The organism is Mesorhizobium sp. B2-3-15, assembly GCF_006442875.1.
In the GTDB taxonomy this organism is placed as follows: Bacteria; Pseudomonadota; Alphaproteobacteria; order Rhizobiales; family Rhizobiaceae; genus Mesorhizobium; species Mesorhizobium australicum.
In genome coordinates this window covers 477,645-501,123 of record NZ_VFVO01000002.1, presented here as the reverse complement: position 1 = coordinate 501,123, position 23,479 = coordinate 477,645, and the positions used below count along the sequence as shown (strand labels likewise).

Genomic DNA, 23,479 nt, shown 5'->3' with positions numbered 1-23,479 from the left:
TCCTCGGGGCTGAGGAACGGGATTTCTCCCTCAAGTTACGTGCGACTATCGACGCCGGGCCTTAACAAGTCCTTACCGGGTCGCCAAAAAATTTACGAATGTGTACCACTCGTGAAATCTAGGTAAATTCGTGCGACATCTTTCGTTAACCATGCCGACCGCGTTCACCGCGCGAGCTGCGGCAAGTCGCGGAACAGCTCCAGTGCTTCCGGGTTGGCCAGCGCTTCCTTGTTCTTGATGGCGCGGCCGTGGACCACGTCGCGCACCGCAAGCTCGGTGATCTTGCCCGACTTGGTGCGGGGGATGTCGGAGACGGCGACGATCCTGGCCGGAACATGGCGTGGGCTGGCGCCGCTGCGGATCTTGGCCCGGATGCGCTTTTCGAGATCGTCGTCGAGCTTGACGCCGGCGGCAAGCCGCACGAACAGCACGACGCGCACATCATTGTCGAAATCCTGGCCGATGCACAGCGCCTCCAGGATTTCCGGCATCTGCTCGACCTGGTTGTAGATCTCGGCCGTGCCGATGCGCACACCGCCGGGGTTGAGCGTCGCGTCGGAGCGGCCATGGATGACCATGCCGCCATGATCGGTCCATTCGGCGAAATCGCCATGGCACCAGACATTGTCGAAACGCTCGAAATAGGCCGCCTGGTATTTCCTGCCGTCGGGATCGTTCCAGAAGCCGATCGGCATGGACGGGAAAGCCCTGGTGCACACCAGCTCTCCCTTCTCCTGCCGGACCGGCTTGCCGTCATCGTCCCAGACGTCGACGGCGAGGCCGAGGCCCGGCCCCTGGATCTCGCCGGTCCAGACCGGCTGGGTCGGCACGCCGAGCACGAAGCACGAGACGATATCGGTGCCCCCGGACACCGAGGCAAGGTGCACGTCCTTCTTGATGCCATCATAGACGAAGCGGAAATCCTCGGGCGAAAGCGGCGATCCGGTGGAGGATATGGCGCGTATCGTCGACAGATCATGGCTGCGGATCGGCTTGAGGCCGGCCTTGCGCACTGAATCGATGAACTTGGCCGAGGTGCCGAAAAAGGTCATCTTCTCAGCGTCGGCGAAATCGAACAGCACATTGCCGTCGGGATAGAAGGGAGAACCGTCGTAGAGCAACAACGTGGCGCCGGAAGCGAGGCCCGAAACCAGCCAGTTCCACATCATCCAGCCGCAGGTGGTGAAATAGAAGAAGCGGTCGCCATCGCCGAGGCCGGCATGCAACCGGTGTTCCTTGACATGCTGAATGAGCGTGCCGCCGGCCGAATGGACGATGCATTTGGGAACGCCGGTGGTACCGGACGAAAACAGGATGTAGAGCGGATGCGAAAACGGCAGCCGCTCGAAGGTGACGGGCCTGACGGCAAAGGGCGACAGGGCCTCTTCCATCGCCACTGCCTTGTCGATGGTATCAGCCACGTCGGCGGAGGTGCCAAGATAGTCGACGAGCAGGACTTTGCGGACGCCGCCGAGCCTGGCCGCGACCGCCTTGACCTTGTCGGCGACCTCGATCGCCTTGCCATTATACCAATAGCCGTCCGGCGCGATGAAGATGACGGGCTCGATCTGGCCGAACCTATCGAGCACGCCCTGCTCGCCGAAATCGGGAGAACAGGATGACCACACCGCCCCGATGGAGGCCGCCGCCAGCATGGCGGCGACGGCTTCGGGCATGTTGGGCATCATCGCCGCTATACGGTCACCCTTCTTCACCTTGAGCGCCAGGAAAAGCTGCTGCAGGCGCGAGACCAGGCCATGCAGTTCATTCCACGACAGCCGCCTCTCGACCTTGTCCTCGCCGCGAAAGACGATGGCCTCGCCAGCGCCGGTCTTTTTCAGAAGGTTTTCGGCGAAATTCAAAGATGCGTCCGGAAAGAAAGAGGCGCCGGGCATCTTCTCGCCGTCGAGCAGCAGTCGTTCACCCTTGTCGCCTTCAAGACCGCAGAAATCCCAGACGAGACCCCAGAACGCCTCCCGGTTCTCGACCGACCAGAGGTGGAGGTCGGCATAGGACGAGAATGGACTGCCGGTACTCGCTGCCGCGGCCTTCATGAAAGCGGTCAATGGCGAGGCATCAATCTGGTCTTGCGTCGGGGTCCAGAGCGGTAGTTCGCCAGCCATGATCGATCCTCCCACGGTCGCCATCGCTTATGCATATCGCTGCGCGGCAGAGCAAGATTTTGTTGGGCCGATGCGGTCAGGTGTGCGCAAATGCCATCGCCGGGCCATAAAGACTTGAAATGCGTCGGCCCTAAGTCGTAGTGACGACAGGGGTTATACCCGTCGGACGCTCGTTTTTGTCGGAATGGAAGCATACGGGGCTATATGCCATCATCCTTGATCCGCCGCGGAGTATGGGCGATCGGCGCTGCCGCGATCGTCATCGCTCTGGTGGTCGCGGCCCTGCCGCTGATCGCCTCGACGCGGATCGTGCGTGACCGCATCGCGTGGGAATTGAGCGCCTGGAGTGGCTTTCGGGTTGCCATCGAGGGGTCGCCACGAATCGAGGTCTGGCCGAATTTCCGCGCGATCCTGACCGATGTGACGCTGTCAAAATGGACCGACGGCGATGCGCCGCCGGTCGTCGAAGCCGAACGGGTCGAGGTCGACCTCTCGGCCATGGCGGCATTGCAGGGCGATGTGGTGTTTTCCACGGCACGGCTGGTGCGGCCGACGATCCGGGTCCAGCGCACGGCGGACGGTCTGTTCCTGCCCACGGCGCCGACCGGCGGGCGCATCGCGCGCTCCATCGATGCGGCCCGTGGCCTGGTCAACGCCGACCCCGCCAAGCCCGACCTCGACAAGCTGCCGGCCGATACTTTCGGCACAGTGGAGTTCAGGGACGGCCGCATGGTGGCGTCCGTCAACGGCAAGGACGAAGAGATCCTGAGCAGTCTTAGCGGCCAGGCCAACTGGGCGGCGATGAACAGCAATGCGACACTGTCCGCGACCGGGATCTGGCGTGGCGAAAGCGTGACCGTGGACGCCGCCTCGCCGAGGCCGCTGGTGCTGTTTGCCGGGGGCATGGCGCCGCTGACCCTGTCCTTCAAGGCGGCGCCAGCCACCTTCTCCTTCGACGGCACGGCCAGCATGTCCGAAAACGCCTATTTCGACGGCCAGGTAAAATTCGCCGCTCCTTCGCTGCGCCGCGTACTGGAATGGTCGCAGGCCGGCATCGCGCCGAGCGCCGCGATCGGCTCGGTCAGCATTTCGAGCAAGGTCACGGCATCGGCCGGACGCGTCAAGTTCGAGAACACGGCGCTGGCGCTGGACAACAATCCGGGCATGGGTGCGCTGGACGTGTCGCTTGGCGAGGCACAGCCGGTGATCTCGGGCACGCTTGCCTTCGACACGCTCGACCTCAGGTCGTTTCTATCCGCCTTCACGTCGCTGGGACCGGCGAGCAGCGGCGAACCAGGTCAGATCGACACGAGTTTCGCCGACCGGGTCAACCTCGATCTCAGGCTATCGGCGGCGCATGCCACGGCGGGGAGCATCCAGCTTGCCGATGTCGCGGCCACCGCGCAGGTCAAGGACGGCCTTTCCGTCTTCGACATCTCCGACGCCTCCGCCTTCGGCGGCAACATCCAGACCAGCCTTCGTTTCGACCGCAAGCCCGAGGGCACCCAGGTCGAGATCCGGCTGCTGGCCTCCGATGTCGATGGCGGCGCGTTCGGCACCGCGGCCGGGATGACCCGGCTGGTGCCGGTCGGCACGGGCACCGTCTCGGTCATCCTCAAGGGACCGGGAAGGACCTGGGATTCGGTTTTTGAGAACGCCGACGGCTCGGTCTCGGCGACCTTTGGCCCTGGCGCGCTCAGCAAGTTCAACCTGCCGGCCTTTCTCAAGCATACCGAACAGGGCGGCTTCTTCGCGCTGGACGATGTCTCGGACGGGACGCTGCCCATCGATGGCGCCGAAGTGAAGGCAACCATTTCGCGAGGCGTGGCCAGACTGGACAAGGCCGAGGCCAATTCGGCGAAATACAAGATCTGGCTTTCCGGCATCGCATCCTACGCAGGACGCGGACTGGCGCTGTCGGGCGGTGTCATCCAGCCGGATCAGCCAGCAACGCAGAAGAGCGGCCAGCAGGGGCCCAACCAGTCGTCGTTTTTCGTCGGCGGAACCTGGAGCACGCCGTTCATTTCACCCATCAGCCGCGGCGTTTCGGGCGAATAAGGCCTGGCCCCTCAGTTGAAACGCTTCTAACCGCGTTGCGCGGCCCGCTCGTCAAGCTGCCGCTGCACCTCGCGCCGCTTATTGGCGACGGAAGCGATGATGACGCCAACCGTGACGATCGCGATCAGAAGGGTGCAGGCGGCATTGATCTCCGGCGTCACACCGAGGCGGACCTGGCTGTAGATCTTCATCGGCAGCGTGGTGGCGCCAGGGCCCGAAGCAAAGCTGGCGATGACCAGGTCGTCCAGTGACAGCGTGAAGGCCAGCATCCAGCCGGACACGATCGCCGGCAGAATGACTGGCAGGGTGATCTGGAAAAAGGTCTTCACAGGCGGCGCGCCGAGATCCATGGCGGCTTCTTCCAGTGAGCGATCGAAGCTGACAAGCCGCGACTGCACGACAACAGCGACAAAGCACATCGTGAAGGTGATATGCGCGAGGATCACGGTCGTCATGCCGCGATCCATGCCGATTGCGACAAACAGCAGGAGCAGCGACAGGCCGGTAATGACGTCAGGCATGACCAATGGTGCGAAGATCATGCCGGAGAACAGGACCCTGCCCCGGAAGCGTGTGTAGCGGGTCAGCGCCAGGGCCCCCATTGTGCCGAGAACGGTGGCCACGGTCGCTGAAATCAGACCGACGCGGATGGTCACCCATGCGGCGTCCATCAGGCCCTGATTGTGGAACAGCGATACGTACCATTTGGTGGAAAAGCCGCCCCAGACGGTGACGAGCTTGGACTCGTTGAAGGAGAAGACGACGAGCAGCACGATCGGCAAATAGAGAAAGGCAAAACCGAGCGTGATCGAAGTGATGTTGAAGCGGCTCCAGGTGGTGTTCATTTGCCCTGCTCCTGCGCGCGGGCCTGGGCATGCTGGAACAACACGATCGGTACGATCAGCAGCAGCAGCAGGATGACGGCAACGGCCGACGACACCGGCCAGTCACGATTGGCGAAAAACTCGTTCCACAGCGTCTTGCCGATCATCAGCGTCTGCGAGCCGCCGAGCAAATCGGGGATGACGAACTCGCCGACGGCAGGGATGAACACCAGCAGGCAGCCGGCTATGACGCCGGGCAGCGACAGCGGAAAAGTGATCTTGCAGAAGGCTGACGTCGGCGGGCAGCCGAGGTCCTTGGCTGCCTCGATCAGCGAATAGTCCATTTTTTCCAGCGACGAATAAAGCGGCAGCACCATGAACGGCAGGTAGGAATAGACGATGCCGATGAAGATGGCCGTGTAGGTGTTGAGGATCACCAGCGGCTGGTTGATGATGTGCAGCGACAACAGCAGCTGGTTGAGCAGGCCCTCGGGCTTGAGGATGCCGATCCAGGCATAGACGCGGATCAGGAACGACGTCCAGAACGGCAGGATGACCAGCATCAGCAATGTCGGGCGGATTGTCGCCGGAGCGCGGGCCATGCCATATGCGATGGGATAGCCAACCAGCAGGGTCAGCACCGTCGAGATGGCAGCGATGACGACGCTGGTGAGATAGGCCTTGAAATAGAGTGCGTCCTGCGTCAGCCAGACATAATTGTCGAAGTTGAGGTCGCGAAAGCCGGCGAAGAAACCGGAAACGCCGTCCCTGAAATCGAGCACCGGCGTATAGGGTGGCATGGCGATAGCCGTCTGCGACAACGAGATCTTGAAGACGATGACAAAGGGGACAAGAAAGAAGAACAGCAGCCAGAGATAGGGAACGATGATGACGAGCCGGCTGACGAAGCCGGCACCGAGCCGCGTCAGGAACGGATTGGCGGCGGTCGGTGGCGCGGCGGCATCGGTAACGGCGATGTTGGACATGACCGTCCCCTACCGTGCCAGCACGACGCCGGCGTCGGGCCGGAAAGACACCCAGGCACGGTCGTTCCAGGTCAGTGGATCCTCGGTCACACGGGCCGCGTTCAAGGCGCTTGCCCGCACGATCTGCCCGTCGTCCAGCCTGACGTGATAGACAGTCATGTCGCCGAGATAGGCGATGTCGTAAACCTCACCTTCCAGCGCGTTGACGGCATCGGCCGGCTTCTTAGACGAGACCCTGATCTTCTCCGGCCTGACGGCGAAGACGATATCCGCATTGGCCTTCGCAGCCGCGCCACCGTTCTCGACGACGATCTGAGCTCCGCTTGGACCTGTAATGCGCGTCGTGTTGGCCGCCTGTTCGGCAACCTTGCCCTCGAACATGTTCACGTTGCCGACGAAATGGGCGACGAAGCGCGAGGTCGGGGCTTCATAGACTTCCGGCGGCGTCGCCACCTGCATCACCTCGCCCTTATCCATGATGGCGATGCGATCGGCCATCGTCATCGCCTCTTCCTGATCATGGGTGACGACGACGAAGGTGAGACCAAGCTCCTGCTGCAGATCCATCAGTTCGAACTGAGTTTCCTCGCGCAGTTTCTTGTCGAGCGCGCCGAGCGGCTCGTCGAGCAGCAGCACCTTCGGTCGCTTGGCTACCGAGCGGGCAAGCGCGACGCGCTGGCGCTGGCCGCCGGAAAGCTGGTGCGGCTTGCGCTTGGCGAACTGCTCGAGCTTGACCAGCTTCAGCATGTCGGCGACGCGTTTTTCGATATCCGGCTTCGGCATGCCTTCCTGTTTGAGACCGAAGGCGATGTTCTTCTCGACGGTCATATGCGGGAACAAGGCATAAGACTGGAACATCATGTTGACCGGCCGGCGATAGGGCGGAATGCCGCGCAGATCCTGGCCGTCGAGCAGGATGCGCCCGGCCGTCGGCTCCTCGAAGCCGGCAAGCATCCTGAGCAGCGTCGACTTTCCGCAACCCGATGCGCCAAGCAGAGCGAAGAATTCACGCTCGAAAATGGTCAGCGACAGATTGTTGACGGCGGTAAAGTCACCAAACTTCTTGGTGACATTGTCGAACTGGATATATGGCTTGGCGTTCGGGTCGTTCCATGGCGCGAAGTCCCTGCGGATGCTGCCAAGCGATTTCATATCCCCACTCCGTGCTTTTTTATTCCCCAAAAGAAATCGACCCCGGCAGTTGGCTGCCGGGGTCGCGCCGGATTGCCTACTGGCCGGTGACGATCTTGGTCCAGCTGCGCGTGACGATGCGCTGGGTCTTGGGATCGTAAGGCTGGGTGGTATAGAGCTTCTGCAAGGTCGCGGCGTCCGGATAGACCGACGGATCGTCGAGCAGCGCCTTGTCCACGAATTGCTGCGATGCCTTGTTGCCGTTGGCATAAAGGACATAGTTCGACGACTTGGCGATCACTTCCGGCGTCATCATGTAGTTGATGAATTCAAGCGCCTCGGCGACGTGCGGCGCGTCGGCGGGGATCGCCATCTGATCGAACCACATCTGGGCGCCTTCCTTCGGCACGGAATAGCCGATTTCCACGCCTTGCTTGGCCTCGACCGCGCGGTTGCGAGCCTGGAACACGTCACCCGACCAGCCGACCGCCAGGCAGATATCGCCATTGGCAAGTGCGTTGATGTATTCGGACGAGTGGAACTTCCTGATATAGGGACGGACCTTGAGAAGAGCTTCCTCGGCCTTGGCGATGTCGTCGGGCGAGGTGCTGTTGGGGTCCAGACCGAGGTACTTCAGCGCCGCCGGCAGGATGTCGGATGGAGAATCCAGCACATAGACGCCGCAATCCTTCAATTTGGCCAGGCTATCGGGGTTGAAGAAGGTATCCCAGCTGTCGATCTTGTCGGTGCCGAGCGCTGCCTGCACTTTCTTGGTGTTGTAGCCGATGCCGACCGTGCCCCACATGTAATTGACCGAGTATTCGTTGCCGGGATCGTATTTGGCGGTGCGCTCCGTAACCGTGTCCCACATGTTGGAGAGGTTCGGCAGCTTCGACTTGTCGAGTTTCTGGAACACACCGGCCTGGATCTGGCGGGCCAGGAAATTGCCGCTCGGCACGACGACGTCGTAGCCGCTGCCGCCGGCGAGCAGCTTGGTTTCGAGGATCTCGTTGGAATCGAACGTATCGTAAACGACCTTGATGCCGGTTTTCTTGGTGAAATCATCGATGATCGAACTGTCGATGTAATCCGACCAGTTGAAGACGTTGACGACGCGGTCCGCGGCGTGACCGGCGGGCGTCAAAAGCGCCAGAAATACCGAGGTTGCCGAAAGCCAGAGTGCTTTGCGGATCATGCTATTCTCCTTTGGTGAGTGTTCCATTGCCGGCGCGTCGCGACATGCTCGCGAGGCCGGGCATTTGCTTTAGACTGTTGAGCTTTCCAGAGGTCGACGGCCGCCATTCGGCACGCCGCCGACGGCCGCCCGCACGGTCGGGGCGGGAAGGAATTGCGATGCCGTCAGAAGCTTTCGCCGCCGTGCGGTCAGAGATACTAGAATGTGGTCCGGTCTCGATCGGGCCGCCGGGGAGACTTGGCAAGATACGCCTGTCTTGTTGTTGCCGTGTTCCCAGCCTGCCCGGGTGGCAGCGACATTGTCAATGGGCAAAGCTTCGGCGCCCGCATCAATTAGGCGAAGGCACCCCGGTGACCCCAGCCCGCTGCGGCCGCGCCTGACGCTTGAATTCGAGCCCAATATGGACAAGCAGCGCCGTGACCACCACCGCGCCGCCGACGATGGTGCGCCCGGACGGCACCTCGGAATGGATGAGCCAGACCCATATCGGCCCCAGGATCGGCTCGAACGTGCCGAGCAACGCCGCGATAGCCGCCGGGATCAAGCGCGCGCCAGTGGCGAAGAAAGCAAGACCAAGGCCGAGATTGACCACGCCGAAGACGAAGAGGAAGCCCATGTCGCCGACCGACACCGCGAACGTCGAGGCCTGCGAGGCAGCGAAGCCCGCCGCAAGGATCGTGCCGAGACACGTCGCCGGCGTCATGCGCACGCTGGAGAAGCGCCGGGTGATGACGGTGGCGATCGAGAACATGAACGCGATCAGCAGCGCCAGTCCATCGCCTATGGGCGAGACGGCGCCGTCAACAGATTCAGACACCATGATGGCGACGCCGGCGATGACGGCGACGATTGCTATCCAGGTCGCGACGGTTACCTTTTCGCGGAACAGCGCCCAGGCAAACAGGGCCGCCAGAAGCGGCACGCCGGCTTGCATCAAAAGAATATTGGCGACGGTGGTATAGGCAAGCGCCACCACGAACGAGGTCGACGCAATGGCGAAGCAGAACCCCACCGCAATGCCTGGCAGGCCCATGTCGCGGAATGATTTCAGCATGCCGCGCCAGCCGTCACGCCAGACCATGAAGCAAAGCAGGAAGACGGCAGCCCACGCGGAGCGCCAGAATATCACGGTCCAGCTGTCGCCGACCGTGATGAACCGGGCGATGGTGCCGCCGAAACTCCACATCAGCGCCGACAGGAACACCAGAAGGAAGCCGATGCGCTCCTCGCGCAGCGGGATGGCCGCGGACGTGGCGATCTGCCTTGATGTGGTGTCGGTCATGGGCGCGACTGTCGAGATTTTGAGGACGGCACGATGCGCAGGAGACGACAAGAACGTACCCTGTTCGCGTACCGCAAAGGCATTGGCGAGGCGTGATCCAGTGCAGTGTTCCGTTTGGCGCACTGCCGGCACCCTACCGGCGCGCCCGACAACAGTCAGCAGCGCTTGGGCGACGCCTACGACGTGCGCTTGTTGCCGCGAATGAAGCGCCAGACTCCGGCCAAGGGAACCAGCAAGATCAAACCGAATTTCTTCAGCGCAATGAGCGCCACGGCCAGAAGGCCCGCCTTCGCCGCCAATTTTCCCGCTATGAGGCCACCAATGCCAACTGCCGCAACTGTATCGGAGCCGGGTATGAAATCAGTGTATTTCTTGCCGGTATTGAAGGCGGCGAGGCCAAGGACTTCGTCCAGGCTTTGCCTTATCTCCGGCAATTGCTCCACCGTAGCGATATAACTCATCACAAAAACGCCCTCCTTACCCAGAAAACGGACGTCGTAGTTGAGCGTGTGGACGGTATCGTCTCCGAATTGCAGTTCCTTTGCCCAGTGCAAACGCTTGTTGACCGAGTCGTAGACTGGCGGCGAGGCCCAGCCGATCAGGGTAATGGGAGGAAAGCCATCCTTTGCCCTTTGATCGTTGCCTGACAATGTGTCCGCCTGCATGGTGCGCAGCAACTCGCCGTAGTCGATGGATGCGGCGTCGCCATCATCGACATAGCCTATCTTCTCCCATCGCAACTCTATGCCCCAATTGCCATCGGCAATGGGATCATATTTGGCCGGAAAGATCATGCCGACCGAATCGGCAGCGGAACTGGCAGGATTGCCCCAGGCTTCTGTCAAAACAGAGGCGGTGTCTTTCTTGTTAAGAAAATAGAACTTATCGCCAAGGGTCAGGTGTACACCTTCGGCAAGGTCCACCGTGCCGATCTTCGGCTCGATTTTGTCCAGGAAAGCCTTGCCGTCGTCATTGTACCCTTGGTAAGATTTAAAAAAATCCGAGGATTTTTCCGCCTGAGCGGGCCAGACCGAAAGGGCAAGGCCCAAACCAAGCCAAAGAGCTATCCGGCTCATCAATCCCCCCGATCGCTGCACAGATTGTCGTTGATATCTTAACAGCAATGCTTAATCAATATTGCATCCGCTATGTTTAGCGTGACGGCTTATTGTCTTCCTGAGTAGGAAGCAGTCTTCTTCTTCGCGCGGCAAGTCACCACGACATCACTGGAAGTCGAAGGCACTCAAGCCGGTGACCATCTCGTCGAGGCCGAGCGGTCGCGTCACCGGCGGCTCTGCGCGCGCCAGGCAGCCGACGCGCTCGCAAAGCCGGCAGGCGGGGCCGACAGGCGTCGCCGCGACGGTGCCCGCCCCCATCTTCGCGCCGGTCGCCGCGCCAGGCAGCACCGTGCCATAGACGATGTCGTCGCGAAAGCCGATGTCGCAGCCGAGCAGCAGTGCCGTGCGGCGGGGTCGTTCGGAGAACGCGCCTTGCGGCCCCTCCAGCGTGCGGGCGATGCACAGGAACTCGGCGCCGTCGGGCATTTCCACCGCCTCGACGAATATCTGGCCCGGCTGAGTGAAGGCGACATGCACGGGAAGCTTGGCACAGCCCCCGCCGAAGCGGCTTTGCGGAAAGCCCTGGCTGCCGGCCTTGCGGAAGCGGTTTCCCGCATTGTCGATCTCCAGCATGAAGAAGGGCACGCCGGAAGCACCTGGCCGCTGAAGCATGGTCAGCCGGTTTGCCGCCTGCTCGAAGGAAACGCCGAAGCGCGAGCGCAGGACATCAATGTCGTAGCGTGAGCGAACGGCCGCCGCGTGAAAGGGCAGATAGGGCATCATCAGCGCATGGGCGGCGTAGCGGCCGAGTTCGAAGCGGGCAAGGCGGCGCGCCTCGTCCGTGGTCAGCCTCAGTGCCTGGATCTCACTGGCGACCGCAACCGACATGCGGATAAGGCAGGCCTCCATCGCGACTTCACGCAACTGGTCGAACGGCGACAGACGCTCGGACAGGAACAGGCGCTGCGAGTGGCGGTCGTAGCGGCGGCGCCAGTTCGGCATGGTGGCGACCGGGAGAACCTTGACCACGATGCCGTATTCGCGCTTCAGCCATGCCTTCAAGGCGCCAAGCAGGTCGTCGCCGGGATCGAGCACCGACGTGAACGCCTCGGCCTCTTCCTCGAGCGAGGCGAAATGGTTCGGTCGCCGCTCGAAAATCTCGCGCACCTCGTCGATCGGCAGGCGGGCGCCAGAGAGGGCGGTCGCCCGGCCCTCGCGGGCCAGAAGCTCGTTGAGATCGGACAGCCGCTCGGCTTGCTCGCGATAGGCGCGGAACAGTTTTATCACCGCGGCGGAGGCGTTGGGCGCCGCCTCGGCAAACTCGATCAATTCCTGGTCTCCCGGCAGTTCGCCGACCAGCAGCGGATCGGTGAACACCTCCTTGAGGGCAGCGACCGATCCCCTTGCCTCGCCCTGAAGCTCATGCGGATCGACTTTGTAGACGGAGGCGAGCTTCAGGATCAATTGCACCGTCAGCGGCCGCTGGTTGCGCTCGATCAGGTTGAGGTAGGACGGCGAGATGCCGAGCCCCTCGGCCATCGCCGTCTGGGTCAGGCCCTTGGCGCCACGGATGCGGCGGATGCGCGGCCCAGCGAAAATCTTCTGGTCAGCCATCGCCAATTCTTGACAGGAGTTTACACGCCGCCAGCTGCATCCCGCCTCTCTTCGCTTTACAGGATTGACAAATTTACAGTGCCTTGCTGTCAAACACAAACACAGATTTTCCGTTATATCCACTCGGTTCTGCTGATTTTTCTAGCTCATGCGGCGCCAAAATGTAAATTCAGTCACATAGAAGCGGCCCGAGAATTGGCTGTGCAGAAATCTTCGGAGTGACCAATGACTGATTTTTACAACCTCGTCCCCTCGGCGCCTGAAGGTCGCTTCGACGGCATTGAACGTCCCTATTCGCCGGAGGACGTGAAGCGGCTGCGCGGTTCGGTGCAGATTCGTCAGAGCCTTGCCGAAATGGGCGCCAACCGGCTGTGGAAACTCATCCACGAGGAGGACTTCGTCAACGCGCTCGGCGCCATGTCCGGCAACCAGGCGATGCAGCAGGTGCGCGCCGGGCTGAAGGCGATCTACCTGTCGGGCTGGCAGGTCGCTGCCGACGCAAACACCGCCTCGGCGATGTATCCGGACCAGTCGCTCTATCCGGCCAATGCGGCGCCCGAACTGGTCAAGCGCATCAACCGCACGCTGCAGCGCGCCGACCAGATCGAAACCTCCGAAGGCAAGGGGCTTTCTGTGGAGACCTGGTTCGCACCGATCGTTGCCGACGCGGAAGCCGGCTTCGGCGGTCCGCTCAACGCCTTCGAGATCATGAAGGCGTTCATCGAGGCCGGTGCCGCTGGCGTCCATTACGAGGACCAGTTGGCGTCGGAGAAGAAGTGCGGCCATCTCGGCGGCAAGGTGCTGATCCCGACCGCGGCGCATATCCGCAACCTCAACGCGGCGCGGCTCGCGGCCGACGTGATGGCCACGCCCACCTTGGTCGTGGCACGCACGGACGCGGAAGCTGCAAAGCTGCTGACCTCCGATATCGATGAACGCGACCAGCCCTTCGTCGACTATGATGCCGGCCGCACGGTGGAAGGCTTCTACCAGGTCCGGAACGGCATCGAGCCTTGCATCGCGCGGGCCATTGCCTATGCGCCGCACGCCGACCTGATCTGGTGCGAGACCTCGAAGCCCGACCTGGCGCAGGCCAAGAAATTCGCCGAGGGGGTGCGCAGGCACCATCCAGGCAAGCTGCTCGCCTACAATTGCTCGCCGTCGTTCAACTGGAAGAAGAATCTCGACGACGCGACGATCGCCAAGTTCCAGAGGGAACTGGGCGCCATGGGCTACAAGTTCCAATTCATCACGCTGGCCGGCTTCCACCAGCTCAACTACGGCATGTTCGAACTCGCCCGCGGCTACAAGGCGCGGCAGATGGCGGCCTATTCCGAGTTGCAGGAAGCGGAATTCGCGGCGGAAGCCAATGGCTATACCGCGACCAAGCACCAGCGCGAGGTCGGCACCGGCTATTTCGACGCGGTCTCTATGGCGATCACCGGCGGCCGGTCGTCGACCACGGCCATGCATGAATCGACCGAGCACGCGCAGTTCAAGCCGGCCGCGGAATAGCGACCAGGAAATACAGAGGAAACGCCCAACAGGGCCTCAGACACAGGAGAAGACCAATGGCATCGATAAGCCGCGTCAAGGAACGGGCCGAAGAGCAATCGACCACGATGAGCGTCGACCAGCAGGCGACAATCCGCATGCTGGCCAACGACCTGCACAGGCTCAACCAATCGGTGATGAAGGCGGTCGAGGCGGGCGTCTCGGTGGAGCTCGTGCGCTCCGCGAGGCACCATGGCGGCGACGGCAATTGGGGCGACCTGCTGATCCCGGTCATCGTTACACAACAAAGCCATGGCTGACCCGGAAGCGCTACAACCGGCCATTTGCCCGCGCCGCGTATGCGTAGGTGAATTTTATTTTCACGCAACCAAGCTATGGACAGGGCAGTACAGTACTGTTGCTTGAATCCACTGTGTGGGAGACGGTTTCAGAAGTCTTTTATTTCAACTTGACATAGGGTGCGATCTCACGCCAATTGTCCGCAGATTCAACTCTGCATTGAAATAGGGGCAAGATTCTTGGCCGACTTGGGTGCCTAGTGAGTGACGAGGGGGAGAGTACAAAACATCTGAATCGGGTGACCCGGGGTTCAAACATTGAGACGATCCGAGATCCTTCGCGGGTGCTTGTTGTCGGGAAGTCGCCGATCAATCGCGTCGTGGTGTCTAAAATCGTCGAGCGTTCCGGGCTCAAACCAATCTCGGAATCGCCTGAAATGGCGGTGAAGACCTTACGTTCGCTTATCCCCGGGGCGGTTGTCCTCGATGGTGGCCCCGACAACAAAGACTGCGACACGCTGATGTCCAGTATCGACACGTTGCGGCGAGCCGCGGGCAAGGCACTTCCTCCCGTGATCCTGCTTTCAACCAAGAATGGCACGCCCGAGAGCCTGGGCCTGGCGCATGTTGTCGACGCGGTGGTGGCCAAGCCGATCACGCCCGAACGGCTGCAACCGGTCATCGATCGCCTGACCGGCCGCTAAAACGATTCCAAAAGGCGAAAACCGTTTTTCCATCCAGAATTGCGCGAAAAAAGCAGTCGGAGGTCTACGATCAAACTCTGTTCCTGATGCTTTCGACAAGCGCGGGCAATTGGCTGAGATCCGATATCTGGCGGAAACGCGGCTCGGCGACCGGCGCCTCCACATGTTCGAGCACCCAGGTCAATTCGTGCGGCACATGGACACCCCAGCCGCCGGCCTCGATGGCGGGCACCACGTCCGACTTCAGCGAATTGCCGACCATCATGCTCCTTGCCGGGCCATCGCCATGGCGGTTGAAAAGGCGCGCATAGGTCGCGGCGGTCTTGTCGCTGACGATCTCGACGGCGTAGAACAACTCGCCCAGCCCGGAGCCAGCCAGCTTGCGCTCCTGATCGAACAGATCGCCCTTGGTGATCAGCACGAGGCGGAAGGTGCCGGCGAGCTTCTCGACCGTCTCGCGTGCATGCGGCAAGGGCTCGATCGGATGGCCCAGCATCTCGCGGCCGGCGTCGAGAATCTCCGATATGACGGAAGCCGGCACGCGCCCGTCGGTGACCTCTATCGCCGTCTCGATCATCGAGAGCGTAAATCCCTTGATGCCGAAACCGTAGATCGCGAGATTGCGCCTCTCGGCTTCCAACAGTCGAGCCGAGATCTGCTCGCCCTCGCCATGATCGGCCAGCATGGCGGCAAAGCGCTTTTCCGTCATGCGGAAGAACCGTTCGTTCTGCCAAAGCGTGTCGTCGGCGTCGAAGCCGATCGTGGTCAGTTCGTTGCTGGATCTCATCGCCGGCTTCTCGAGTGCGGGAAGACGCCAAACCTATGCCGACCGGCAACCGGTTTTCAACCCGCAACGGCAAATGCCCGCGGCGGCTCCCCTTCCCTTCGGTCGCACGGCACGGCTATACTTGAAAATCCGCAACCCAATCTGGTGAATGATGCCGCCTGCAAAAAAGGAAGTCCGTCCGTCGAGCCGCGGAGGACGGGCGCGCACGCCTGCCTTCGTGAAAAACCTGCGAGGTGTGAAGAACTGGAAGGAAGTCAGCGATTGGCTGGAATGGCGCGGCATCGAGGATATCGAATGCATCACGCCTGATCAGGCCGGCGTGGCGCGCGGCAAGATGATGCCGTCGAAGAAATTCACTTCCAACACCTCACTGGCGCTGCCTTCGGCGGTCTTCATGACGACGATTTCCGGCGGCTATCCGGAGGACGGTAACGGCTTTCACTATCCGGAAGACGACGGCGACCTCAAGCTGATGCCGGACCTGTCGACATTGACCGTGGTTCCCTGGGAAGAAGACCCGACGGCCGCCGTCATCTGCGACCTCGTCCACCAGGACGGCCGCTCGGTCGAGTTCACGCCGCGCAATGTGCTGAAGCGCGTGCTGGCGGCCTATGACAAGCTTGGGCTGAAGCCGGTCGTGGCACCCGAAATCGAGTTCTACCTCGTGCGCAAGAATCCGGACCCGGACTATCCCCTGACCCCGCCTGTCGGCCGCTCGGGGCGCGCGATCGGCGGCGGCGCCGGCTATTCGATCGCCGGCGTCAACGAGTTCGACGAACTGATCGACGACATCTACCATTTCTCCGAAAGCCAGGGCCTGGAGATCGACACGCTCATCCACGAAGAGGGCGCCGGCCAGCTCGAGATCAATCTGCGCCACGGCGACCCGATCGAGCTCGCCGACCAGGTGTTCATGTTCAAGCGCACCATTCGTGAAGCCGCGCTCAAGCATGAGATCTACGCGACCTTCATGGCCAAGCCGATTCAGGGCCAGCCGGGCTCCGCCATGCATATCCATCAGTCGATCGTCGACAAGAAGACGGGCAGGAACATCTTTTCGGCCGAGGATGGTTCGGAGACCGAGGATTTCTTCCATTTCATCGGCGGCATGCAGAAGCACGTGCCGAATGCGCTGGTTATGTTCGCGCCCTACGTCAATTCCTACCGGCGGCTGACGCAGGCGGCCTCTGCCCCGGTCAACAACAAATGGGGCTACGACAACCGCACCACGGCTTTCCGCGTGCCGCGTTCCGATCCAGCGGCGCGGCGCGTTGAAAACCGCATCCCGTCCTCCGATGCCAATCCCTATCTGGCGCTGGCGGCTTCGCTTGCCTGCGGGCTGATCGGCATCACCAGGAAGATCAAGGCCGAGCCTCCCGTACTGACCACCGCCAACGCGCACGAGATCGACCTGCCGCGCAGCCTGCTCGAAGCCGTCGACCTGTTCGAAGGCGACGAGGAACTCTGCGCATTGCTGGGCAAGTCCTTCGCCGCCACCTATGCGGCGATCAAGCGGGCGGAATTCGAAACGTTCATGGAAGTGATCAGTCCGTGGGAGCGGGAATATCTGCTGCTGAATGTTTAGGGGAGTAAGGCAGTAAGGCAGTAGGGCAGTAAGGCAGTAAGGGGGGTGGCAGACGATGGCGAAGATCGAATCGTACAGGGATCTGATCGTCTGGCAGCAGGCCATGGACCTAGCAGTATCAGTCTACGAGGCGACAAAAGCCTGGCCGAAAGAAGAACTCTATGGCGTGACTGCTCAGCTACGCAGGGCAGCCACCTCCGTGCCCGCCAACATAGCTGAGGGTTACGGACGGGAAAGCCGGGCTTCCTATCAGCAATTTCTCAGGATTGCGCAAGGATCACTCAAAGAATTGGAGACCCATCTGCTGATCGCGCAACGCGTCGGCATCACCTCGCATGAGATAGCCCAACCGCTGATGAACCGCAGCGAGAGTGTGGGAACGCTCTTGCGGCTTCTAATCCGCAAATTGTCACCCGAGTAGTTTATCTACTGCCCTACTGCCCTACTGCCCTACTGCCCTGTGAGCATCATGAACTACCAATCCCCCATTTCCCCCGGCCGGTCCTGGTATGAGGACACGGCTGGGCCGCGGCCCGAATATCCAACGCTCGACGGTGATCGGACCTGCGACGTCGTTATTATCGGCGGCGGGTTTACCGGCCTGTCGGCAGCGACGCATTTGGCCAAGGCCGGTACCAGCGTTGTCCTGATCGAAGCATATCGTTTTGGCGACGGCGCTTCCGGGCGCAATGGCGGCCAGCTCGGCACCGGGCAGCGTGCCTGGGCCGAGGACCTGGAGGCAGAATACGGTCTGTCCCGCGCCAGGGCGCTGTTCGATCTCGCCGAAGAGGCGAAAGCGCATCTGCTCGACTTCGCGGCCCTCAACCAGATCGATATCGACTACATGCCGGGCCAGCTCTCGGTCGCGCACAAGCCGCGCTATGTGGACGACTACAAGGCGCATGCCGAAATCATGGCCGGCCGCTTCTCATACCCGCACATCTCCTTCATGGATGCGAAGGAGACGGCGGATCGGCTGGGCTCGAGCGCTTATTTCGGCGGCACGCGCGATATCGGCACCGGCCATATCCATCCGATGAAGCTGGTGATCGGCACGGCGCGGGCGGCGGCACAAGCTGGCGCCCACTTGTTCGAAGGGACGCCATCGACCGGCATCGTCTCGGCAGGCGGCAAGGTCAGGGTCTCCACGCCGAGAGGGACGATCTCGGCGCAAAAATGCCTGATCGCGGTCAACGCCTATGGCGGCACGCTCGAGCCGGTGAGTGCCGCGCACATCATGCCGATCGGATCCTTCATCGGCGCGACCGTGCCGCTGGGATCGGATTCGAACGTGTTGCCGGGGGGCGAATCGGTCGACGATTCCCGCTTCGTCGTGCGTTATTTCCGCAAATCCAGGGATGGACGGCTGCTTTTCGGCGGACGCGAGGTCTATGGCGTCAACGATCCCAAAGATATCCACATCCACATTCGCCGCCAGATCGCGGAGCTCTATCCGGCGCTCGGCGATGTCGAGATCACCCATGGCTGGGGCGGCTATGTCGGCATCACCGTGCCGAGGAAGCCGTTCGTGCGTGAAGTGATGCCGAATGTGATCTCGGCCGGCGGCTATTCCGGTCACGGCGTCATGCTGTCGAACTTCTTCGGCAAGCTCTATGCCGAAACCATCACCGGCAACCGCGACCGGCTGAAGCTTATCGAGGAGCTGAAAATCCCGCCATTTCCTGGCGGCCGCCGGTTCCGGGCGCCGCTGCTTTTCCTTGCGCTCAACTGGTTTGCGCTGCGGGACAGGATCTAATGCGTCGCGCAAAGTGACCTTTGGGAAGAACGACATGCACAAAACAAGATCCAAGTGCGTCGTGGGGTCTTTTCCAACGCGACGTGCTTAGGCTGGGATTGGATCGCCGCTATCCCTGCGATCACGAACTCATGTAATATTGTAATATTCATGTAATATTTGTTGCCCGGGCGACACATTGCGGAATTGCGGGCAAAAGCGCAGAATCCTTGCTAATGGCGTACTGACGCCACAATCGCGGGCGAAAGGTCCGCATCTGGGCGATTGTTCGGGGATTGTTGCGGGCCCGCCCGCGTTTTGGGACCGATGCTGATCGAACGCGTGACTTGCGATATTTGATCGAAAGAACACCGGCCCGCTTATGGAGGTGGCAAGAGTGAGAGAGCCCTTCAGTTTCGGTGCTCCGGAACGTCGGCGCTTCGCCATGCAGTTCGGCTATGACATGCGCCCGTCATTCTGGCAGGGAGTCCGTTCGAACTCGCACCTGGTTATCGCGGCAATAGGCACCGCGGCACTGCTTGGCGTTGCCGCAGTGGCGCTCTGGCTGGCGTTGCCGACCGGCGAGAGGCAAGCAGCCGCCAGTCCCGAGCAGAGCATTCCGACCATTCCGGTGAAGACGACGAAAGTTCCCTCCTCGGGGACGACGGTGACGGTGGCGGCCGTGACGCCGCAGGCGGAGCGCAAGTCCAGCCAGGTGTCACCGACCAAGGCAGCGGCGGCGGTGGACATACCAGCGCTTGCCGCCAATGATCCCCGCTGGACAGGGGCGCAGCCGAAGGCTGCCGCGGCAACTGATCCCGATCAAACGGCGGCTCCCAGCCAGGTAGCCAAGCAGCCCGAGCCGGCGCCTGACAAAACAGCGGCGGCATTCGCGCAATCGTCTACCGATACCGATGCCACCGACGAGCTTGCCAAGGTCGCCGCGCCGAGCCCGCCTGCCAATAGCAGCAATCCCGATGGCGCGCAGACCGCCGCCATTCCGGAGACGCAGCCGCAAGCACCGGACCAAAAACCCGCGAATGCACAAGGCGAGGACAACGCAGCCAAAGCGAAGCCGCGCAAGGTGGCGGCGACGGGCAGCGGCCGTATTCTCAGGGCTGTGACCATGCGCAGTGCTCCAAAGAAGGGTGCCACCCCCATCGGTACGATCCCTGCCCGGACCTCGGTGCAACTGATGGGCTGCAAGCAGTGGTGCGAGATCGTCTACAACGGCAAGCACGGCTGGGTGTACAAGAGCTACGTCAAGCCCGGCACGTAATATCCGACGATCGCCGCGTTCAGATGCAGCGCCCGCCATCGACTTCCAGAGCGACCCCGGTTATGAAAGCGGCCTCGTCCGAGGCCAGCCATAAAGCCGCGTTGGCGATATCGAGCGGGGTCGACAGCCGCCCGAGCGGGATCGAGGCGCGGAATGCCTCGCGGATCTCGGGCGTGTCGGCGCCCATAAATTTTTCAAGCATGCCGGTTTCACCGGCGACCGGGCAAAGGCAGTTGACGCGGATGTTCCTGGGCGCGAGTTCCACCGCCATCGACTTGGTGGCGGTGATCGCCCAACCCTTCGAGGCATTGTACCAGGTGAGGCCGGGCCGCGGCCGCAGGCCCGCGGTGGAGGCCGTGGTCAGGATGACACCACCACCTTGCCGCTCCATGATCGGTACCACCGCAAGGGCGGCGTGATAGATCGCCTTCATGTTGACTGATGTGATCAGGTCGAAAGTTTCCTCGTCGACCTTGAGCATGTCGCCATTGCGATGGGTGAACCCGGCATTGTTGACCATGATGTCGACACGGCCGAAGGCGCTTTTGGCGGCATAGACCATCTCGTCGAACTCGGAGCGCAACGAAACGTCGGTCTGCGTCCAGATTGCCGCCTCGCCGATCTCATCGGCGACGCGTTTGGCACCCTTGGCGTTGAGATCGGCGACAACGACCCTGGCGCCCTCTTCCGCGAAGCGCTTGGCCATGCCTTCGCCGAAGCCCGATGCCGCACCGGTGATAATGGCGACCTTGTTTTCCAGACGCATGCTTTTCCCGCTCATGGACTTCCTCGATATCACTGCACAGCTTGCACAAGGGCTGGCGACCGATGCGATCGATGCCGCAAGGATGGCGCGCCGATTTCTCCCTTAGCTTTCGTCACATTCACGTTCTATGCTGCAACTGCGAAAGCTTCCGGAGTCTTCGTTCACCGACAAGCCTCCCGGCGGCGCCAGTGTCAAGCGCACACGTGGACCGACGCAAAATCCAGCAGTTGGTCCTCGATGTGACACCATGGCACTGGAAAATTTAAATCGATTAGAATATATCAGCCGCGTATTTGCGACCGGCGTCAAAGCGGACAGACCATGACCAGCCAGATCATCCCCGTCGACCCTTTCGACTTTATCATTTTCGGTGGTACCGGCGACCTGTCGGAACGCAAGCTGCTGCCGTCGCTCTACTATCGCCAGCGCGACCATCAATTCTCCGAGCCGACGCGGATCATCGGCACGTCGCGCTCGAAAATGAGCGACGAGGAGTTCCAGGCGTTCGCCAAGCAGGCGATTTCGGACCATGTCAAGCCGGCCGATATCGATGCCAAGGAGTTGAAGACCTTCCTCGCCCGGCTTTCCTACGTCCCGGCCGATGCAACGAGCGGCGCCGGCTTCGACAAGCTGAAAAAGGCGATCGGCGAAAGCGACCACATCCGCGCCTTCTACCTGGCCGTGGCGCCGGCGCTGTTCGGCGACATCTCGCACAAGCTCAAAGAGCACAATCTGATCACGCCGAATTCGCGCATCGTGCTGGAGAAGCCGATCGGCCGCGATCTTGCCTCGGCGCAGGCGCTCAACGACCTGGTCGGCGACGACTTCCACGAAAGCCAGATTTTCCGCATCGATCATTATCTCGGCAAGGAGACGGTGCAGAACCTGATGGCGCTGCGCTTTGCCAATGCGCTGTACGAGCCGCTGTGGAATTCCGCCCACATCGACCACGTGCAGATCACCGTCGCCGAGACCGTGGGCCTGGAAGACCGCGTCACCTACTACGACAAGGCCGGTGCGCTGCGCGACATGGTGCAGAACCACATGCTGCAGCTGCTTTGCCTCGTCGCCATGGAAGCGCCCTCGTCGATGGACGCCGACGCGGTGCGCGACGAGAAGCTCAAGGTGCTGCGGGCGCTGAAGCGCATCAACGGCAACGAGGCGCCGAAGCACACCGTGCGCGGCCAGTACCGCGCCGGCGCCTCGGCCGGGGGACCGGTGAAAGGCTATGTCGAGGAACTCGGCAAGGACAGCAACACAGAGACCTTCGTCGCCATCAAGGCCGAGATCGGCACCTGGCGCTGGGCCGGCGTTCCGTTCTACCTCAGGACCGGAAAGCGGCTGGCGACCCGGGTTTCGGAAATCGTCATCGAGTTCAAGCCGATCCCGCATTCGATCTTCGGCGACAGCGGCGCGGGGCCGATCTTTGCCAACCAGTTGGTCATCCGGCTGCAGCCGGACGAAGGCGTCAAGCAGTTCATCATGATCAAGGACCCAGGCCCGGGCGGCATGCGGCTGCGCCAGATCTCGCTCGACATGAGTTTCGCGCAGTCGTTCGACGGCCGCGCGCCTGACGCCTATGAACGGCTGATCATGGATGTCATCCGCGGCAACCAGACGCTGTTCATGCGCCGCGACGAGGTGGAAGCCGCCTGGAAGTGGATCGACCCGATCCAGAATGCCTGGGAAGGCGCCAAGCAGGAAGCGCAGGGCTATACGGCAGGCACATGGGGGCCGTCGGCCTCGATAGCACTGATCGAACGTGACGGGCGGACATGGCACGAGAGCAATTGAACAGCGCCAGCTACAACTGGAACGCTTTTCCCGACCGTCCGCAACTGGCCTCGGCGCTGGCTGGCCGCGTCGCCGATACCCTGACCAAGGCGATCGCCGGGCGCGGCACGGCACTGCTGGCGGTCTCCGGCGGCACGACACCGGCAAAGTTCTTTGCCGCGCTCTCCGCGGCGCCGATCGCCTGGGATAAGGTGATCGTGACGCTGGTCGACGAACGTTTCGTGCCGGCCTCCTCGCCGCGATCCAATGCCGGGCTGGTTGCCGCCAACCTGCTGCAGAACGCGGCCAAGGCGGCCCGCTTCGTTCCGCTCTACCACGAGGCGGTCGGCATCGAGGATGCCGCGGCATCCGACGATGCGGCCCTGCGATCCCTGCCCTGGCCGCTCGATGCCGTGATCCTCGGCATGGGGCCGGACGGCCATACCGCCTCATTCTTTCCCGACGCCGACGATCTGCCGAAGCTGCTCGACCCCGCCTCGGACAGGATCATCCTGCCGGTTCACGCCGCAAGTGCGGGTGAGCCTCGGCTGACCCTGACCCTGGCGCGGATCATCGACGCCGGTTTCATCGCGCTGCACATCGAGGGCGAGGACAAGCGCACCGCCTTCGACGGCGCGGCCGCGCCCGGGCCGCGAAAGCCGATCCGTGCCGTGCTCGACGCATCGCCCAAGCCCGTGGAGGTTTTCTGGGCGCCCTGATTTCAAGTTTACAAGTGGTCCCGGCAACGGCGGGAGGATGTTTCCGGGACCTCGCCTGAAAGGACCT

At 62.0% G+C, this 23,479-nt stretch carries 20 protein-coding genes; 10 read left to right on the top strand and 10 right to left on the bottom strand.

Annotation, left to right across the window (positions count from 1 at the left end):
- Positions 1 to 164: 164 nt before the first annotated feature.
- The gene (locus FJ954_RS06375) at positions 165 to 2,123 is read right to left on the bottom strand and encodes an acetoacetate--CoA ligase (RefSeq protein ID WP_140660797.1); all 1,959 of its coding nucleotides are present in this window, start codon (positions 2,121 to 2,123) and stop codon (positions 165 to 167) included.
- 204 nt (positions 2,124 to 2,327) lie between these two features.
- Here FJ954_RS06375 and FJ954_RS06370 point away from each other — a divergent pair, with 204 nt between their 5' ends.
- On the top strand, positions 2,328 to 4,181 hold the full coding sequence (locus tag FJ954_RS06370; protein WP_140614648.1) for an AsmA family protein: 1,854 nt from the start codon (positions 2,328 to 2,330) through the stop codon (positions 4,179 to 4,181).
- A gap of 26 nt (positions 4,182 to 4,207) precedes the next feature.
- Here FJ954_RS06370 and FJ954_RS06365 read toward each other — a convergent pair whose 3' ends face one another.
- The 7 genes from FJ954_RS06365 to FJ954_RS06335 form a co-directional block, all read right to left on the bottom strand.
- The gene (locus FJ954_RS06365) at positions 4,208 to 5,026 is read right to left on the bottom strand and encodes an ABC transporter permease subunit (RefSeq protein WP_015316315.1); all 819 of its coding nucleotides are present in this window, start codon (positions 5,024 to 5,026) and stop codon (positions 4,208 to 4,210) included.
- Positions 5,023 to 5,991 carry an ABC transporter permease subunit gene (locus tag FJ954_RS06360; RefSeq protein WP_140660796.1) on the bottom strand — a complete coding sequence of 323 codons (969 nt, stop codon included), beginning with the start codon at positions 5,989 to 5,991 and terminating at the stop codon, positions 5,023 to 5,025. The genes FJ954_RS06365 and FJ954_RS06360 overlap by 4 nt, the downstream gene beginning before the upstream one ends.
- Positions 5,992 to 6,000: 9 nt before the next feature.
- Positions 6,001 to 7,143: an ABC transporter ATP-binding protein gene (locus tag FJ954_RS06355; protein WP_015316313.1), complete on the bottom strand. Its 1,143-nt coding sequence runs from the start codon at positions 7,141 to 7,143 to the stop codon at positions 6,001 to 6,003.
- Positions 7,144 to 7,219: 76 nt separating this feature from the next.
- Positions 7,220 to 8,317, bottom strand: a complete 1,098-nt coding sequence (locus FJ954_RS06350; protein ID WP_023772832.1) for a polyamine ABC transporter substrate-binding protein — start codon at positions 8,315 to 8,317, stop codon at positions 7,220 to 7,222.
- 328 nt (positions 8,318 to 8,645) lie between these two features.
- Positions 8,646 to 9,599 (bottom strand): DMT family transporter, encoded by a 954-nt coding sequence (locus tag FJ954_RS06345; protein WP_015316311.1) that lies wholly within the window; start codon positions 9,597 to 9,599, stop codon positions 8,646 to 8,648.
- Positions 9,600 to 9,775: 176 nt separating this feature from the next.
- Positions 9,776 to 10,675 carry a DUF2167 domain-containing protein gene (locus FJ954_RS06340; protein ID WP_140660795.1) on the bottom strand — a complete coding sequence of 300 codons (900 nt, stop codon included), beginning with the start codon at positions 10,673 to 10,675 and terminating at the stop codon, positions 9,776 to 9,778.
- A 147-nt stretch (positions 10,676 to 10,822) separates the two neighbouring features.
- Entirely contained in the window at positions 10,823 to 12,271 is a 1,449-nt protein-coding gene (locus tag FJ954_RS06335) for an XRE family transcriptional regulator (RefSeq protein WP_140660794.1), read from the bottom strand.
- A 225-nt stretch (positions 12,272 to 12,496) separates the two neighbouring features.
- On the opposite strand from FJ954_RS06335, the gene aceA reads away from it, so the two are divergent.
- The 3 genes from aceA (at position 12,497) to FJ954_RS06320 (ending at position 14,768) form a co-directional block, all read left to right on the top strand.
- The gene (gene aceA / locus FJ954_RS06330; RefSeq protein WP_023772829.1) at positions 12,497 to 13,786 is read left to right on the top strand and encodes an isocitrate lyase; all 1,290 of its coding nucleotides are present in this window, start codon (positions 12,497 to 12,499) and stop codon (positions 13,784 to 13,786) included.
- Between the two features lie 56 nt (positions 13,787 to 13,842).
- On the top strand, positions 13,843 to 14,085 hold the full coding sequence (locus tag FJ954_RS06325) for a hypothetical protein (RefSeq protein WP_006202762.1): 243 nt from the start codon (positions 13,843 to 13,845) through the stop codon (positions 14,083 to 14,085).
- Between the two features lie 269 nt (positions 14,086 to 14,354).
- On the top strand, positions 14,355 to 14,768 hold the full coding sequence (locus FJ954_RS06320; RefSeq protein WP_167331149.1) for a response regulator: 414 nt from the start codon (positions 14,355 to 14,357) through the stop codon (positions 14,766 to 14,768).
- 70 nt (positions 14,769 to 14,838) lie between these two features.
- On the opposite strand, the gene FJ954_RS06315 is transcribed toward FJ954_RS06320, so the two are convergent.
- Entirely contained in the window at positions 14,839 to 15,555 is a 717-nt protein-coding gene (locus FJ954_RS06315; RefSeq protein ID WP_140660793.1) for an HAD family hydrolase, read from the bottom strand.
- Between the two features lie 148 nt (positions 15,556 to 15,703).
- On the opposite strand from FJ954_RS06315, the gene FJ954_RS06310 reads away from it, so the two are divergent.
- From FJ954_RS06310 to FJ954_RS06295, 4 genes are all read left to right on the top strand, one after another.
- Positions 15,704 to 17,140 carry a glutamine synthetase family protein gene (locus FJ954_RS06310; protein ID WP_015316305.1) on the top strand — a complete coding sequence of 479 codons (1,437 nt, stop codon included), beginning with the start codon at positions 15,704 to 15,706 and terminating at the stop codon, positions 17,138 to 17,140.
- A 55-nt stretch (positions 17,141 to 17,195) separates the two neighbouring features.
- The gene (locus FJ954_RS06305; protein ID WP_015316304.1) at positions 17,196 to 17,561 is read left to right on the top strand and encodes a four helix bundle protein; all 366 of its coding nucleotides are present in this window, start codon (positions 17,196 to 17,198) and stop codon (positions 17,559 to 17,561) included.
- A 48-nt stretch (positions 17,562 to 17,609) separates the two neighbouring features.
- Positions 17,610 to 18,896: an FAD-binding oxidoreductase gene (locus FJ954_RS06300; protein WP_140660792.1), complete on the top strand. Its 1,287-nt coding sequence runs from the start codon at positions 17,610 to 17,612 to the stop codon at positions 18,894 to 18,896.
- A gap of 376 nt (positions 18,897 to 19,272) precedes the next feature.
- Positions 19,273 to 20,154, top strand: coding sequence for an SH3 domain-containing protein (locus FJ954_RS06295; RefSeq protein WP_181177762.1), 882 nt, complete (start codon positions 19,273 to 19,275; stop codon positions 20,152 to 20,154).
- Between the two features lie 19 nt (positions 20,155 to 20,173).
- Here FJ954_RS06295 and FJ954_RS06290 read toward each other — a convergent pair whose 3' ends face one another.
- Positions 20,174 to 20,920 (bottom strand): SDR family oxidoreductase, encoded by a 747-nt coding sequence (locus FJ954_RS06290; protein ID WP_041163342.1) that lies wholly within the window; start codon positions 20,918 to 20,920, stop codon positions 20,174 to 20,176.
- A 321-nt stretch (positions 20,921 to 21,241) separates the two neighbouring features.
- Here FJ954_RS06290 and zwf point away from each other — a divergent pair, with 321 nt between their 5' ends.
- Both zwf and pgl read left to right on the top strand, forming a co-directional pair.
- Positions 21,242 to 22,714 carry a glucose-6-phosphate dehydrogenase gene (gene zwf, locus FJ954_RS06285; protein WP_015316300.1) on the top strand — a complete coding sequence of 491 codons (1,473 nt, stop codon included), beginning with the start codon at positions 21,242 to 21,244 and terminating at the stop codon, positions 22,712 to 22,714.
- Positions 22,696 to 23,412, top strand: coding sequence for a 6-phosphogluconolactonase (gene pgl, locus FJ954_RS06280; protein WP_140660790.1), 717 nt, complete (start codon positions 22,696 to 22,698; stop codon positions 23,410 to 23,412). Before zwf ends, pgl begins: the two co-directional genes overlap by 19 nt.
- Positions 23,413 to 23,479: the final 67 nt, after the last annotated feature.

Bases quoted from the DNA above. Each gene is read 5' to 3' on its own strand.
- FJ954_RS06375 (WP_140660797.1), bottom strand. From the start codon at position 2,123: ATGGCTGGCGAACTACCGCTCTGGACCCCGACGCAAGACCAGATTGAT.
- FJ954_RS06370 (WP_140614648.1), top strand. From the start codon at position 2,328: ATGCCATCATCCTTGATCCGCCGCGGAGTATGGGCGATCGGCGCTGCC.
- FJ954_RS06365 (WP_015316315.1), bottom strand. From the start codon at position 5,026: ATGAACACCACCTGGAGCCGCTTCAACATCACTTCGATCACGCTCGGT.
- FJ954_RS06360 (WP_140660796.1), bottom strand. From the start codon at position 5,991: ATGTCCAACATCGCCGTTACCGATGCCGCCGCGCCACCGACCGCCGCC.
- FJ954_RS06355 (WP_015316313.1), bottom strand. From the start codon at position 7,143: ATGAAATCGCTTGGCAGCATCCGCAGGGACTTCGCGCCATGGAACGAC.
- FJ954_RS06350 (WP_023772832.1), bottom strand. From the start codon at position 8,317: ATGATCCGCAAAGCACTCTGGCTTTCGGCAACCTCGGTATTTCTGGCG.
- FJ954_RS06345 (WP_015316311.1), bottom strand. From the start codon at position 9,599: ATGACCGACACCACATCAAGGCAGATCGCCACGTCCGCGGCCATCCCG.
- FJ954_RS06340 (WP_140660795.1), bottom strand. From the start codon at position 10,675: ATGAGCCGGATAGCTCTTTGGCTTGGTTTGGGCCTTGCCCTTTCGGTC.
- FJ954_RS06335 (WP_140660794.1), bottom strand. From the start codon at position 12,271: ATGGCTGACCAGAAGATTTTCGCTGGGCCGCGCATCCGCCGCATCCGT.
- aceA (WP_023772829.1), top strand. From the start codon at position 12,497: ATGACTGATTTTTACAACCTCGTCCCCTCGGCGCCTGAAGGTCGCTTC.
- FJ954_RS06325 (WP_006202762.1), top strand. From the start codon at position 13,843: ATGGCATCGATAAGCCGCGTCAAGGAACGGGCCGAAGAGCAATCGACC.
- FJ954_RS06315 (WP_140660793.1), bottom strand. From the start codon at position 15,555: ATGAGATCCAGCAACGAACTGACCACGATCGGCTTCGACGCCGACGAC.
- FJ954_RS06310 (WP_015316305.1), top strand. From the start codon at position 15,704: ATGATGCCGCCTGCAAAAAAGGAAGTCCGTCCGTCGAGCCGCGGAGGA.
- FJ954_RS06305 (WP_015316304.1), top strand. From the start codon at position 17,196: ATGGCGAAGATCGAATCGTACAGGGATCTGATCGTCTGGCAGCAGGCC.
- FJ954_RS06300 (WP_140660792.1), top strand. From the start codon at position 17,610: ATGAACTACCAATCCCCCATTTCCCCCGGCCGGTCCTGGTATGAGGAC.
- FJ954_RS06290 (WP_041163342.1), bottom strand. From the start codon at position 20,920: ATGCGTCTGGAAAACAAGGTCGCCATTATCACCGGTGCGGCATCGGGC.
- zwf (WP_015316300.1), top strand. From the start codon at position 21,242: ATGACCAGCCAGATCATCCCCGTCGACCCTTTCGACTTTATCATTTTC.
- pgl (WP_140660790.1), top strand. From the start codon at position 22,696: ATGGCACGAGAGCAATTGAACAGCGCCAGCTACAACTGGAACGCTTTT.